Origin of the sequence: Prevotella amnii CRIS 21A-A (assembly GCF_000177355.1) — a bacterium.
In the GTDB taxonomy this organism is placed as follows: Bacteria; Bacteroidota; Bacteroidia; order Bacteroidales; family Bacteroidaceae; genus Prevotella; species Prevotella amnii.
On record NZ_ADFQ01000093.1, the window covers coordinates 1 to 15,598 of the forward strand.

Annotated in this window: 11 protein-coding genes and 2 tRNA genes; 9 read left to right on the forward strand and 4 right to left on the reverse strand. The window is 33.6% G+C overall.

What is annotated here, in order from left to right; genetic code table 11:
• Window positions 1-162 precede the first annotated feature (162 nt).
• The 3 genes from HMPREF9018_RS08895 to HMPREF9018_RS08905 form a co-directional block, all read right to left on the reverse strand.
• Window positions 163-1,710, reverse strand: a complete 1,548-nt coding sequence (locus HMPREF9018_RS08895) for a YifB family Mg chelatase-like AAA ATPase (RefSeq protein ID WP_008450709.1) — start codon at window positions 1,708-1,710, stop codon at window positions 163-165.
• Window positions 1,711-2,703: a TlpA disulfide reductase family protein gene (locus tag HMPREF9018_RS08900; RefSeq protein WP_008450718.1), complete on the reverse strand. Its 993-nt coding sequence runs from the start codon at window positions 2,701-2,703 to the stop codon at window positions 1,711-1,713.
• A 24-nt stretch (window positions 2,704-2,727) separates the two neighbouring features.
• A tRNA-Leu gene (locus HMPREF9018_RS08905) sits at window positions 2,728-2,813 on the reverse strand.
• A 193-nt stretch (window positions 2,814-3,006) separates the two neighbouring features.
• On the opposite strand from HMPREF9018_RS08905, the gene HMPREF9018_RS08910 reads away from it, so the two are divergent.
• The 9 genes from HMPREF9018_RS08910 to HMPREF9018_RS08950 all read left to right on the forward strand — a co-directional run bounded on the left by HMPREF9018_RS08910 (window position 3,007) and on the right by HMPREF9018_RS08950 (window position 15,379).
• Complete coding sequence (locus tag HMPREF9018_RS08910; protein WP_008450712.1) at window positions 3,007-5,724, forward strand: DNA gyrase/topoisomerase IV subunit A; 2,718 nt, start codon at window positions 3,007-3,009, stop codon at window positions 5,722-5,724.
• Window positions 5,711-6,544 (forward strand): DUF3316 domain-containing protein, encoded by an 834-nt coding sequence (locus HMPREF9018_RS08915; protein WP_039864790.1) that lies wholly within the window; start codon window positions 5,711-5,713, stop codon window positions 6,542-6,544. The genes HMPREF9018_RS08910 and HMPREF9018_RS08915 overlap by 14 nt, the downstream gene beginning before the upstream one ends.
• Window positions 6,544-7,548, forward strand: coding sequence for a S41 family peptidase (locus tag HMPREF9018_RS08920; protein ID WP_008450706.1), 1,005 nt, complete (start codon window positions 6,544-6,546; stop codon window positions 7,546-7,548). The genes HMPREF9018_RS08915 and HMPREF9018_RS08920 overlap by 1 nt, the downstream gene beginning before the upstream one ends.
• A 91-nt stretch (window positions 7,549-7,639) precedes the next feature.
• A tRNA-Leu gene (locus tag HMPREF9018_RS08925) sits at window positions 7,640-7,724 on the forward strand.
• 338 nt (window positions 7,725-8,062) lie between these two features.
• Window positions 8,063-8,275: a helix-turn-helix transcriptional regulator gene (locus HMPREF9018_RS08930; RefSeq protein ID WP_039864791.1), complete on the forward strand. Its 213-nt coding sequence runs from the start codon at window positions 8,063-8,065 to the stop codon at window positions 8,273-8,275.
• Between the two features lie 412 nt (window positions 8,276-8,687).
• The gene (locus tag HMPREF9018_RS08935) at window positions 8,688-10,070 is read left to right on the forward strand and encodes a hypothetical protein (RefSeq protein ID WP_008450715.1); all 1,383 of its coding nucleotides are present in this window, start codon (window positions 8,688-8,690) and stop codon (window positions 10,068-10,070) included.
• Between the two features lies 1 nt (window position 10,071).
• Window positions 10,072-10,764: an OmpA family protein gene (locus HMPREF9018_RS08940; protein WP_008450720.1), complete on the forward strand. Its 693-nt coding sequence runs from the start codon at window positions 10,072-10,074 to the stop codon at window positions 10,762-10,764.
• A gap of 2 nt (window positions 10,765-10,766) precedes the next feature.
• Complete coding sequence (locus HMPREF9018_RS08945) at window positions 10,767-12,146, forward strand: EH signature domain-containing protein (protein WP_008450711.1); 1,380 nt, start codon at window positions 10,767-10,769, stop codon at window positions 12,144-12,146.
• An 11-nt stretch (window positions 12,147-12,157) separates the two neighbouring features.
• The gene (locus HMPREF9018_RS08950; protein WP_050773473.1) at window positions 12,158-15,379 is read left to right on the forward strand and encodes an SNF2-related protein; all 3,222 of its coding nucleotides are present in this window, start codon (window positions 12,158-12,160) and stop codon (window positions 15,377-15,379) included.
• 70 nt (window positions 15,380-15,449) lie between these two features.
• On the opposite strand, the gene HMPREF9018_RS10785 is transcribed toward HMPREF9018_RS08950, so the two are convergent.
• On the reverse strand, window positions 15,450-15,598 hold a 149-nt coding region (locus HMPREF9018_RS10785), incomplete at its 5' end, for a transposase (protein WP_198506732.1).

The window sequence follows — 15,598 nt, forward strand, 5'->3', positions numbered from 1 at the left end:
AACTTATCAAAATATAGACGACTTAACCCGAACTGGGGTAAATAATAATGAAATGAAAGAAAAAAACATAGAATGGCATTTCAAAATAAAATAATATAAAATAATATAAAAAAATAAATCCCTAAGATAAAAAACTTAGGGATTTATTTTTGTTTATAAGTATTATACTCCTCTTTCAGCCCAATCACCACGATCTAAACTGCGATAACCTATAGCCTCTGCTATATGCTGCGTTTTTACTTTAGGACTACTGTCAAGATCTGCTATAGTTCGCGCCACTTTTAATATCCTATTATAAGCACGGGCAGATAACTTAAGATGTTCCATAGCAACACGCAATAAATCTAACGATTCCTCATCAGGCTCAGCAAATTCATGTATCATACGCTCTGACATTTGAGCATTACAATGGATATGCGAATAGTCCTTAAAACGCTCTGTCTGCATCTCTCGTGCTAAAATAACTCTTTCTCTAATAGTCTTACTCGGTTCGCCTTGTTTTGCTTGTGAAATATCTTTAAAAGGAATAGGAGCTATTTCACATTGTATATCAATGCGATCAAGCAGTGGTCCAGATATTTTTGCTAAATATTTTTGTATCTGTCCGGGCGAGCAAACACAATGATGAGTAGGGTCTCCATAATATCCACATGGACAAGGGTTCATACTTGCCACAAACATAAAGCTGCATGGGTAAGTAACTGTATATTTTGCTCGCGAGATAGTTATAATTCTATCCTCCAAAGGCTGGCGTAATACCTCTAAAGTATGTTTAGAAAACTCTGGTAATTCGTCACAAAACAAAACACCATGATGTGATAACGTAATCTCTCCCGGCATAGGATTAGTACCACCACCTACCAAAGCTGCTTCTGAAATAGTGTGATGCGGACTTCTGAAAGGACGCTGAGTTATTAATCCACTATTACGCTGCAATTTACCTGCTATTGAATGTATTTGCGTTGTTTCAAGACTTTCTGACAATGATAATGGTGGTAAGATAGATGGCAAACGCTTAGCCATCATACTTTTTCCACTACCTGGTGGACCTATCATGATAAGATTATGCCCTCCAGCTGCAGCAACTTCTAAAGCGCGTTTTACATTTTCTTGCCCTCGTACGTCTGCAAAATCAAGTTCAAATTCATATTGATGTTCATAAAACTCTTTACGTGTATCTACTATACAAGGGTCTGGAGATGACGTATCATTAAGAAAATTGATAACTTCTAAGATATTATCCATACCATATACTTCAAGAGTATCAACTACAGCTGCTTCCCTTTCATTTGCTTTAGGCACTATAATACCTTTAAATTTTTGCTTTCTTGCCTTAATTGCTATCGGTAAAATACCCTTCACTGGCTGTAATAGCCCATCAAGACTAAGTTCTCCTACAAGCATATACTCTGATAGCTTATCACACTTTATCTTATTATTAGCAGCTAATAACGCAATAGCCAATGGTAAATCAAAGCTTGCTCCTTCTTTCTTAATATCAGCAGGAGCAAGATTTGCCGTAATATCAGCAACTGGAAATTTATAGCCATTATTTAATAAAGCAGCAGCAATACGGTCATGACTCTCTTTCACTGCTGCATCGGCAAGCCCTGTAAGATGAAATAACACACCACGAGTAATACTTACTTCAACTGTTACGGTTGTAACTTCCATACCATTTACAGCTGCACAAAAAGTTTTTACAAGCATTTAAAGTTTATTTTCTGATAAACGTTGTCGGATGGTATTTGCCGTTATATCACGTTCAACAATACGTCCATTACGAATAATTACATTTCCAGGTATATTACTTAGATTAAAAATCTTAAGTAGTTTTGTTTCAAGCATATTACCATCACATATGTTTGAAAACTGTATTCCATCTGTTTTAAGTATTTGTTTGCAAACCTTTGCATCAGGATCTACACAAATTCCAATAGCCTTTATCTTATGTTTTTTTACAGCTTCGTTAATAACCCTCTGAAGATCCATACTTTCAAAGCTCCATGAAGCCCAAACGTTCACAATTGCAGTTTTCCCTTTCAAGTCTGCAGTTGTAACCATATTCCCGCTTATATCATGCTCTTTAAAATAAGGTATAGCATTCCTTAAAATTATTTCTTTCTGAGCTAATAACATTTGCTTCAAACCTATTAAAGTAATATTATTAGGTTGATTTCTAAGCATCAAATCCACCAATGTCAAGGCTTTTTTATAATCTGGTTCCTCTGTTGTGATAAAATATTTCCTGACAAGATAAACACTAACTATAGACTCTGGGTAATCTTTCACAAATTGTACTACATATTTTAAAATCTCAGGGGGTGATGATGATGCTATTTGTTTACGAAACTTTGTCATTAACTCATTTGACTTAGTACCACTTACATCCATCTCCTTCAGATGAGAAGCATCTGCTTTTATTTCTACAGATTTCCCTTCTTCTGCAAAAACAGGCTGAGTAGAAAAGTTTGGAAATATAATTATTAAGGTAGAAGGCTTATTACATGGTATTTCATATGCAAAGCGTCCTGCTTCTATTTTTATAGTATCAAGACCTTCTATCCCACCATCAGGACTATAAACATAAAGCTCACCAGAATTAATATGTAGGAAACGACCTTTTATCTTGAAGTAGCCACTTTTGGTACCGCAAGAAACCAACAGCAATACAGTAAAAAATAAAAATGCTATTCGTTTCATCTACAAAGAAAATTAAAAGGTTAGTGCCGCGAGCGGGACTCGAACCCGCACAGCCATTTCTGGCCAAGGGATTTTAAGTCCCTCGTGTCTACCAATTCCACCATTGCGGCTAAACCGAGTGCAAAGATAAGTTTTTTCTATAAACTATCAAAATTTTTTTCGTTTTTTTATTCTGAGCTAAAACAAAATCGTTATATCAATATTATATCATATTCTTCTTAGTTTGTTTTTATGCTCTTTTTTTCTTAAATTTGCAAAATAAGAAAGTTAACAAAAAAGCTGAATTTCAACTTTTAAGCATATATGGACGATGAGATAAAAGACTCTAATTTAGAGTATATAGGAGCTGAAGAGGCAGAATGTAAAAGACATTCCAATTATAATCCAACCGATAGGTTTGATGCATCTGCTGTACATCACCTATCAGGAATGTATAAAAACTGGTTCTTAGATTATGCAAGCTATGTCATCTTAGAGCGAGCTGTACCCAATATTGAAGATGGATTAAAGCCTGTTCAACGACGCATCTTACACTCTATGAAGCGTATGGATGATGGAAGATATAACAAGGTAGCAAATATTGTTGGTCATACCATGCAGTTTCACCCACATGGAGATGCTTCTATAGGCGATGCTTTAGTGCAATTGGGACAAAAAGACTTGCTTATAGACACACAAGGCAATTGGGGGAATATTCTTACAGGAGATCGTGCTGCTGCTCCACGATACATAGAAGCCCGTTTATCTAAATTTGCTCTCGAGACAGTTTTTAATCCTAAAACAACTAATTGGCAACAGTCTTACGATGGACGTAACAAAGAACCTATCACACTACCTGTAAAATTTCCATTACTTTTAGCACAAGGAGCTGAAGGTATAGCTGTAGGTTTATCTTCAAAAATACTTCCTCATAACTTAAACGAAATATGCTCTGCTGCAATTTCATATCTTAAAGGTAAAGATTTTAGTATTTATCCCGACTTTGCTACAGGGGGAAGTATTGATGTTTCTAAATATAATAATGGACAACGTGGAGGCACTTTAAAGATAAGAGCAAAAATAGAAAAGCTCGACCACAAAACACTTGTCATTCGTGAAGTACCTTTCACCAAAACGGCCAGTTCCATACAAGAATCAATAACAAAAGCAATAGAAAAAGGTAAAATAAAAATTCGTAAGGTAGAAGATATGACAGCTTCAGAAGTAGAAATACATCTGCATCTTTCTCCTAACACGTCTAGCGACAAGACTATTGACGCACTATATGCTTTTACCGATTGTGAAATAAGTATTTCACCCAATTGCTGTGTAATAGAAAATAACAAACCTCATTTTCTCACCATATCAGACGTTCTAAAACATTCAGTAGATCATACAAGGGAACTTTTGAAACAAGAATTAGAAATACGCAAACATGAATTAGAAGAACAGCTTTTTTATAATTCTTTAGAACGCATTTTTATAGAAGAACGAATATATAAAGAACATAAATTTGAAACCGCTAAAGATCTCAAAGAAGTCGTTGCTTTCGTTGATTCTAAAATAGAACCATTTAAAAAGCACTTTATACGTGAAGTTACACGTGAGGATATTATTCATTTATTAGAAATAAAGATGCAACGCATCTTAAAATTTAATAAAGATAAAGCTGATGACGTTATTATTAAAATAAAAGCAGAAATAGCAGAAATAGATAAAGATCTAAGCGAAATGACACGTGTTACCATAGAATGGTTTAAGCATTTAAAAGGTAAATACGGCAAAGAACATATTCGTAAAACAGAGATAAAAAACTTTGACACCATTATCGCTTCTAAAGTAATAGATGCTAATGAAAAACTATACATAGACCGCTCAAGTGGATTTATAGGGACAGGATTAAAGAAATCTGAATTTGTTCAAAACTGCTCTGACCTCGATGACATTATTATTTTTTATCGAGACGGAAAATATAAAGTTATCCGTGTAGCTGATAAAGTATTTGTTGGTAAAAACATATTGCATCTCCAAGTATTTAAAAAGAATGATAAACGCACTATTTATAATACTGTTTACAAAGATGGTAAAACAGGAATTTACTATATAAAACGATTTAATGTTACATCTATAACACGAGACAAAGAGTATGACATCACAACAGGAACACCTGGTTCACGCGTAGTTTACTTCACTGCCAATGCTAATGGTGAAGCAGAAATTATAAAAGTAACGCTAAATCCAAACTTTGATAAAAAGAAACAAAATATCTTCTTAGAACGTGACTTTTCACAAATAGCAATTAAGGGACGTGATGCCAAAGGAAATATTCTCACAAAAGAAAGCGTACACCGCATATCTTTAAAAAGTCATGGACACTCTACTTTAGGAGGCAGAAAAGTATGGTTTGATCCTGATGTTAATCGCATTAATTATGAAGAGCATGGTAACTACATAGGAGAGTTTAATGATCAAGACCAGATTCTAATAATACTTAATGATGGCTATTTCTATGTTTCATCCTTTGAAGCTACTAACCATTATGAGGATAATATAGCAAAAATAGAGAAATTTGACGCAGATAAAATCTGGACTGCTGTTATTTTTGACGCAGACAATAAAGGTTATCCATATTTAAAGCGCTTTCAAATGGAAAGCAATAAACGGAAACAAAGTTTTATAGGTAATAATAATAGTAAATTAGTATTACTTACAGATACTGCTTATCCTCGCATTCAAATTACTTATGGTGGAGATGATGCTATTAAAGGCACTCAAGAAATAGATGCAGAGCAATTTGTTGGAATAAAAGGATTTAAAGCTAAAGGAAAACGTATAACTACTTTGAACGTGGAAAGTATAAAAGAATTAACACCCTTACGCTTCTTAAATGAAGAAAATAACAATAAAAACAATGCAACACATACACATCATTCTATAGAAAATCTTGATCCTGATGCAGGAAAAAGTAAACAAGAAATAATAGATGAGATTGCAGGACAGCTTAATTTATTCGATAATATTAATAAAGATGATGCAGAATAATCTTATAATAAGGAGATTATGGTTATTAACTATAATACTATTAATGAATATTCATGTTTTTGCACAAGACTCTTTATACAATAATAAGATTATCACCAATTCTAAAATGATTGGTATTGGTAAGGTAAATGTGTTAGATACTTATTTATCGCCAGAAGAATATAATGGCAAAGAGTTTCGATACTTCTCACTAACAGAACGTGATAATGGAAGTAATATAGCAAGAGAATTAGTACATCAAATCCATTTTTTATATTTACATAATAGAACTAATGTTAATAGCGAACTTGGTAGTTGGTATAATTTTCAATACAATATACACTATAAACTATTAGATTTTACTATAGGAAAAGGTAAATTAACAATGAAGATTGGTGGTGGAATAGATACCAACTTGGGAGCTTTATATAATATCCGTAATAGCAATAACCCTGCACAAGCATACATTAATGTTAATATAGCACCTAATATCATTATAAATTACCTGCTTCATATAAAAGGACATCCTATACTTTTACGATACGAGGGACAAACTTCAATTATAGGATTAGCCTTTACACCAAATTATGGACAGAGTTATTATGAAATATTTTCAAAAAAAAACTATGATAATAATATAGTATTTACTACTCTCATCTCTGCTCCGTCTACACGCCAATATATTAGCGCTGATTATACTATTCATCATACTACTATACGCTTAGGATATGCTCTTGATATCCAACAAACAAAACTAAATGGTTTAAAGTATCATTCGTGGAGTAATTTGTTTATAATAGGATTAGTGAAAAAATTTAATCTTGTAAAAATAATACCATAATGAAACATACAAAAATATTATCTTCTTTTTTTTTAATAAGCATACTTACACTTACAGCATGTGTTAGAAATGATATATATAATAATAATGCACACGGTAACTTTGAAGCTTTATGGAAAATTATAGATGAACATTATTGTTTTTTTCAAGAAAAACAAATAGATTGGAATAAAATACATACAAAGTATATAAAACAGATTAATGAAGAGATGACTAATGGGCAGCTGTTTGAAGTTATGACAAATATGCTATCAGAACTAAAAGATGGACATGTTAATCTCTACTCTTCTTTCAATATAGGTCGCTATTGGTCATGGTATGAGGAATATCCACAAAATTTTTATAAGTCATTAGAACGTAAATACCTTGGACATAATTATCGTATAGTTAACGGAATGTCATACACTATCCTTAATGATAATATAGGATACTTACGATGCTCTACATTTCAAACAACCTTTGGCGCAGGAAACTTAGATGAAATTTTACTATATATGCAACCAACCCATGCACTAATAATTGATCTTCGTAATAATAGTGGTGGTAATATTACTGCAGCCGAACAGCTCGCAGCACGTTTTACAAATAAAGATATATTAGTTGGATATATGCAACATAAAACAGGACCGGGACATACAGACTTTTCTATATTAGAAAAACAAATCCTTAAACCAAGCAAAGGTATACGATGGCAAAAAACTGTTATAATACTTACCAATCGTAGTGTATACTCTGCTGCTAATGAGTTTGTAAAATATATGAAATGCATTAAAAATGCGATTATTGTTGGTGATCGTACAGGTGGTGGAGCTGGCTTGCCTTTTTCTTCAGAACTCCCTAATGGATGGGGTATTCGCTTCTCTGCTGCTCCTATATTTGACCGTAATAAAATAACAACAGAATTTGGCATAGAGCCTGATTATAAAGTAAATATTAATATCTTAGATTTACAAAAAGGCAAAGATACCATAATAGAATATGCACGAAAAATAGCTATATCATAATAGAGAACAAATGAAAATAATACTACAAAAATACTTTAAAACTTTTGGTAGTTTAACTTAAAGTATATACCTTTGCACAAAATATAAGAATGCGCCTGTGGCGAAATTGGTAGACGCGCTAGACTTAGGATCTAGTGTTTCGCGACGTGTAGGTTCGAGTCCTATCAGGCGCACCACACAGAGTCCTAACTGCTTAGAAATGAGCAGTTAGGCTTTTTGTTTTTATAAAATTGCCAACATAATTCGTCGCTAATTTGTTGTTATTGGCAAAGTTTATGTTGTTTTAATCCATATTTCTCATAATTTCATTGCATTTCACTTGACATCGCCCATATTATGAGTCATCAAATGATACCCTATAGTCAGATAGATTAGCCAACATATTCTATAAATTGACATATATATCATCTATTGATCATAAAAATCACTATCTTACATAATAATTCAACACTATTATTCGTTATTCTAACAGGAAATCACTACTTTTGTTCTTTCCAAATAATTATACACAAATATGAGTAAAGATATAAACAGACTAAAGGTCGTCCTGGCTGAAAAGAAACGAACCAACAAATGGCTCGCTGAACAATTGGGTAAAGATCCTGCAACCGTCTCAAAGTGGTGTACCAACACCATACAGCCGAATGTCGAGACACTGATAGAGATCGCTAAATATTTGAATGTTGAGATACAGGATTTGTTTTGGCCGATAGAAAAGCAATCTTAATAATATCGTAAATACACAAAGGCAAATGGAATTTATAAATAATAAATACACATAAAACAATAAGGTTATGCAAATTATATATAACTTAATAGCTTCATCTTGGTTTTTAAATACTGTCACACTCCTTTTTTGTATGGCGATAGTAGGTGCTTATGTGTTTTATCGCAAAGATTTAAAAACATTGAATAAAAAATTTTTAGATTTGTTTCCAGAGCAAGACCAGTAAGGTATAGAAACATTTTTAAAAGATCATGACAAACTAAGTGAAATCTACAAAAGTTATCAAGATAGCTTTATAAATATAAATGAGAAGAATTCTACGAGAGATTATGCCGAAGAGTTTTTTTCAAAAGATAATGTATTCAATATCCTTTCTATTAATCAAAAACAGATAGCCTCGGCATCAGGAATTTTGGTAGGCTTGGGATTGTTAGGAACATTCTTAGGCTTGACATTAGGTATACTGGGATTCCATTCTGACTCAAGCGAAGCTATTCAAGGTAGTATTCAATCACTTTTAGGAGGTATGGGTACTGCTTTCTTGACATCGTTATTTGGAATGGGATTTTCCTGCTATTACATTTTTCAAGAAAAGCGATTGATGAATACTTTTGAAAAATATCTTGACAACATATGCTATATTCTTAACAAGAAATACTATTTGTCCGAAAATGATTTCTTGGCTGCTTATCTTTCATTTAAAGATGAGCAAGGAAATAATGTATATCTCAGCAATGCAGTGCGAGATATGTATGCAGAGACACACAAGCAAACAGGTTTTATGGGAACTCTAGTTGATGACTTGTCTGATGCATTGGACGAAAAGTTATCTGATAACATTAATGAGAAGGTTATTCCTATAATAGAGAAATTTGTCACGACATTAAGCGACAAATTGGATATGCTTAAAACTTCCATACAGTCTCCTGCTGAGGATATGACCCACACTATTGTTGATGAATTGAAAGCCAGCATGAATGATCTGATGGAGAAGTTTGGTACAGAATTGTCTGGCTCCGCAACTTCAAACTTGACATCATTAACCGAGAACCTTGCCAAAGCAAGTGATTCATTGTTTGATTTACCTGCGCAAATGAAAAATATGTCAGAGCAATTGGCAGTGGCTTTTGGCGGTATTCATACTACAATAGAAGACTTGGAGTCGGCCGTTAAAAAGATAGTAGAACAATCTGCCAACTCGAATAAAGATTTGGTTGAGAGGGCTGCTTCTCAATATAGTCGAATGGAGGAATCACATCAGCAAATTTCGTCACAAACGGATGTTCTAATAGCTAACTTTAATGACATGGTTGACACTTTGAATACAACCGTTAAGGAAGTACAAGGTTCTATGGTTCAGATAAAAGAGACTAAGAATGCTCTTGTTTCTCTTGTTGTAAGTCTGCAAGGAGTGACCAATAATATGGATAAAGCTTCAACTCGCATAAAGAATTCTCAGGAAAGCTATGTTAGTGGTTTGAAAGAAGTTCAAGAAAAGTCATCTACGACTGTTACTAATATAACCAGTGCTTTACAATTATCAAAGAATACATTGGAAGATTATTCTAACAAGTTCGGTATAATTCAGCAAGGATTGTCTGGCATATTTGCCCATATTAAAACTGGGCTTGACCAATATAGCACAACCGTGAGCCAGAGTGCCAGGACGGTACTGAACGGATATTCATCAGCTTTAACTGACGGCATCAACAAATTGCAGCAAGCAACGAGTCATTTGGGTGATTTAGTAAGTGAGATTAACGACACTATAGAATATATAAAGAAAGAAAAGTAGTATGAGGAAAATTAAGCTTGCTAAAAGTGATGAAAACGACAGTAATCCATTCAGCCAATCTACAGGTGACTTAATGGCTTCGCTGCTTTTTATCTTTATTTTGCTACTTTCTTCTTTGATGCTGCAAGTCAAGAAGCAGGAAGACAGTGACCGTGCACTAACGAAGAACTATGCAAAAATAAAGACCCAGCTATATATAGACTTGGAGCATGAGTTTAAAGATAGTTTGAAAGTTTGGAACGCCGTTATTGACTCTACAGAATTGGCAGTTCGTTTTCAAGAACCATCCACGCTATTTGACTATAATAAGACTGATTTGAAACCTCGTTTTGCTGCAATTCTGCATGATTTCTTTCCAAGATATATGGCTTTGCTGTCGAAACCTCAGTACAAAGACAATATTGAAGAGATAAGAATAGAAGGACATACGGACAGTTCGGGTGGTTACATATATAATATGGAATTGTCACAAGACAGAACGAGGAGTGTTCTTGCTTTTTGTCTAAATCAAATAACAAGAAAAGATTTTGAGTGGGCCAAGTATGCCATTACGGCTAATGGTTTGTCTTCAAGTCATCCAATTATAGGAAAAGACGGTAAAGAGGATGCCGACCGATCTCGTCGTGTGGAGTTTAAAATTAGGACAAATGCCGAAAAGCAACTTGAAGAAATAGCAATAAAAAGAGAAAAATAGATATGGACAATATCAATGATTTGTTAGACTTCCATTTCAAGGCTGATACATTCGCCAAAATGGGTATGAATGTCATCAATACAAATTTGATAGATAGAGTTGAAAATGAAATTTCTAAACTCAAAAAAATATCAAATAAAATTGATGCAATAGGGAGTGATGTGGATAAATCTATTGACATAAATCCTATTTTGGCATATATTAATAAAAAAGAATCTCTGCCAGAGCTTTCAATGAAGAATGAAAAGAAGGTTCTGCGAGCTTTGTGCTATTATCTTTCAGAGATAAAAAGTAATAATGCGATAGCATATATATTGCAGTCGTTAGACCGAAAGTGGCAGAACAGCTTTTATTGGGGATTGATAGATTATATTTTCCAGTTTTGGAATCCTGTATCTCAAAATTTCTGTAAAATTAGGACTTTCTTAAGGAACAAACTTAATAGCTATAACGGTACGAATCCAAAATACATATTCATCAGAGACAATATCAAATATTTTGAAAACAATGGACCAATAATGTTGGGTGTGAAGCTGAAATCTGACAAGAAGCCAATTCTTTCGTGTACAGAAGTTTTGGGTATGTCCGAGCAAAAAATTACTTACAGGTATTTTTCTGATGTGATATACTCATATTACAAATACAAATTTGATGAATGTATTAGTTATGACGAATTAGATAAAGTCCTGAATTTACACAACAATTCGCTAACAGATAAATCTGTCATACCTTTGTTCATAGCAAGAAAGAAAAATCTCACAACTTCCTGGAAAGAAGCATTAGAATCCTTGTCGAAACAGAGAATCGGTGATTGTGAAAACGATGCCAAATGGTCGCTTCCTGTTGAAGTGGAAACAGAGCGACACGACTTGTTGAAAGAAGCACAGAATTTGATTCGTATTTGGACAAATGAAAAATATATCAGTATATATTTTGAGAAGTGCGTATATGACCCACGTCGTAAAATATTTTGGCTAAAATATATAAAAGATATTGAGAAAATCAGAATAGCAGGTTCTCGTGTAACAAAACAAACTATGAGTACAGATATGCGTTTGATGCAATTGCTACATGGAAAGTTTATATTGGGAACAAACAACACAAAGAGTGATACATCGGCAATTATAATGCAAATAAGAGGTAAAATATATATAGAATTTTCAGAAAAAGGAAATGCTTTATATGTTTACCAAGAACATAACTTGCCTATAATTAAACTGTTTTCTTGTTTTGCCATTCAAAGTATAAATAGTCTTAAAAAGACGAATATGAATCAATTGATTGACACATCCTATTGGACTGGATACGACAACGACTATGGGCGTATGGTTCATATTGGAGAATGGGAGTATCGATTGTCAAATTATATATCCAGACATTAAAAGCAACGAATATGTATAGTTTTGATGAGGCAAGGCAAATAGTAAGATTTTTTAATGAGCAAAATGTAGCAATCAAAGACTGGGATATTCTTCAAAAGAGTGTCCTTATGGAATTGTGCGACAATGGGTTGGCTACATATACGGAGAACTCAGTAGAAGTTACTCCCGAAAATATCTATCAATTGGATGAAATAGAGAGAAAAATATTAGGGTTGCCTAATGAATACCCTTATGATATGTATGTAGAAGCAAATGGTTCTACTCTTACACAAGGTGATTTTAATTATAAAATTTCTTTCTATAGTTTTTTCCCAGGAGGTTGTATATTGCCTTACGAAGTTAAAGGATGTTTTGTTGTTGTTGATGGGGCTACTTATTTATTAAGTAAAGAACAATTTGCCTTATACAATGCGATCCATAAATTTAATTCGCTAGATATAAGCGAAAAGGACAAAAGCAACAACTTTATCCGCTTTTTCAATATAAAAGGTTTGTCTAAATTGGCGGCAGCTAAGTTAGACAGCTATCTCACTGACACTGATGTTTGTGTGCCTAACAAAATAAAGGTTCTTTTGGACTATAATAATAATGAAATGCATTTGTCAGCATCCATTGACTCGGAAGATTCCTATCAGTTTACAGAACGCTTCAACAAAAAAGAGCAAGTAAAAGGAACCTATCAATTAAAGAAAATAGGAGGAAAACGTGTTTATGTAGTATTTGATCATGATAAAGTTGTTCAATTGGAAACAATAAAAAAATATGAAAAGACAGCAGATCGTGACACAATAAATAAAATTATGGAATCTCCTGAGAGTTTCTTTGACACTAATTTAGTTGACATACATGAGTTTTACAGTGATAGAGTCATTGAAAAAGGACTTTATCAGCCTAAATATTACTCTTTTATTTGTCCGTATAAGAGTGAGTGGGTGCCAGGAATTAAGGTTAATGACAATGTTAATGGATCGAAGAATCTATTTTTCCCTAAAAAGGAAGATATTGAAAAGTTTGAGTCAAAAGTCCAAGAAGCTCTGAAAGAGGGTAAAATGAGTGTCGAATGGGAGAATACTCTTTTAAATGTCAATGAAGTCTTGCCGCAAATTACAAAGCTAAAAGAGAATTGCTACAATCAAAAGGACACAGCAAAGTTTAACTCTCCCAAAGGCACGAAGAAAATATCAGAAAATGAAGTACTTATAATTGAGGAGAATGCAGAAGAGTTAGGATATAGTGAACAAAGTGTAAATATGCCCTGTACTGTTGAACATTATAATTTTCACGAATGCACAAACTTAAATTCATTCGTCAAATTAAAGCAGCATCAAATAGAAGGTGTTGCATGGTTACAATTTTTATATTTGAATAAATATAAAGGTTGCTTGTTAGCTGATGATATGGGCTTAGGAAAGACTTTGCAGATTTTGTATTTTATAGAATGGCATAGGATGCAAAATGTTGGAAATATTCATAAACCATACCTAATTGTGGCTCCTATATCCTTGCTTGAAAATTGGCAAAGAGAATACCAAAAGTTTTTTGTAGGTACTCTCATGCAAGTTTCTATAGTTATGTCAAATGACTTGAAAAAAAAATTTGCTCCCAAGGACGTATCATGGTTGCAATCATTGGATTTGATACTTACAAATTATGAATCTGTAAGAAATCGACAATTCAACTTCTGTGCAGTAGACTATGCTTTTGTTGTGCTTGACGAGGCACAGAAAGCGAAGACACCTGGGTCCTTGGTTACAAATTCTATGAAAGCATTGAAAGCTGATTTTAAAATAGCAATGACAGGAACACCCGTTGAGAATACGCTTGTTGATTTATGGTGCATCATGGATTTCTCTATTCCTGGTTTATTGGGAAATGCCAGAGAGTTTGCTAAATTGTATCAAAATCCATTAAAGGACAAAGATACAGACATTGAGCAATTAGGTAAAAAGTTGCGCTCTAAGTTAGGACGCTTTTTCGAACGTCGTTTAAAATCAGATGTTGCAAAGGATTTGCCTCCCAAGCATACATACAAAAAGAAGCAGGAAATGTCTGACTTGCAGAAACGGCTATATCGCGATGAATTAAATGCTGTTGTTGCCACACGTCAGAGTAGAAAAACTCCACAAGGAATGATGTTTAAGGTAATCACAGCTTTTAGACAAATATGCGACAGTCCTTACCTTTCTGTAGTGGATTATTCTCAAATTGATATAGACAAATTGATAAATAGCTCATCAAAATTATCGGTAACTATCAATATATTAGATAAAATAAGAAAAAACAACGAAAAAGTTATAATATTCACCGACCACAAAGATACACAGAGGTTGTTGCGAAATGTTGTTTTTCGCAGATATGACTTGGATATCAGTATTATTAATGGAGAAACTCCTGCAACAGCAAAGGTTCAATCGCAGAAATTAAGTCGTCAGCAAACTGTTGATAATTTCCAAAACGCGGAAGGCTTCAATATTATTATTATGTCTCCTTTGGCTGCAGGCATGGGGCTGAATATAACAGGTGCTAATAATGTAATACATTATAGTCGCTTTTGGAATCCAGCAAAAGAGCAGCAGGCAACAGATAGGGCATATCGAATCGGTCAGAAGAAAGATGTAAATGTATATTATCCGATGTCTGTTTCAAAAGATTTCAGGACTTTTGATGTTATCATAGATGCCTTATTGGCAAAGAAAGCCGAACTTGCCGATGCCACACTCTTTCCAACAGTGAGAACTGAGATAAAGCAACAGGAACTCTATGAAAGTTTGATCGGAGAATCTGCAGAAAAGTCCCAAAACAACTATTTGGAAGCAGAAAGTGTTGATATAATGAACGACTATAGGTTCGAGGCTTTCATTGCTGCCTTATACAAGAAAATGGGCTATAAGACCATATTGACATCGGAATGTGGAGACAAAGGCATTGATGTGTTAGCATTAAATGGAAACACAAATTATGCGATTCAAGTAAAACATTCAAAGAATCCTATTGGCATTCAAGGTGTTCAAGAGGCAAAAAGTGGATGTGAATACTATTCAAATAAATATGGCTTCCAATTTATTCCAATGCTGCTGTCCAATTCTTCTTTCACTACCAGTGCCATAGATTTAGCGAATGGAACAGGAGTAAAACTTATTGGACGAGATGTCCTATTTGATATGTTATTAAGTAACAAAGTTGCAAATGAAGATATTATATCATGTGAATTACATCGATTAGATAGAGCATAGTGCTTTGAAAAATATAATAAACTTTGAATAGAAATAAAGGACAATGAATATAAAACGGCTCGGTGAAAATTTAGTGGGGATAAGCATAAATCTTTGCAAGTCTATACAGAAAGAATTTTTCATCAACAATACCCCTTAGTGATGCTCTGAAAGCTTTGATTTTCTCATTAAAAGATTCAGCTGCAGCATTAGATGATCTTATGAAGTAATTAATATGTT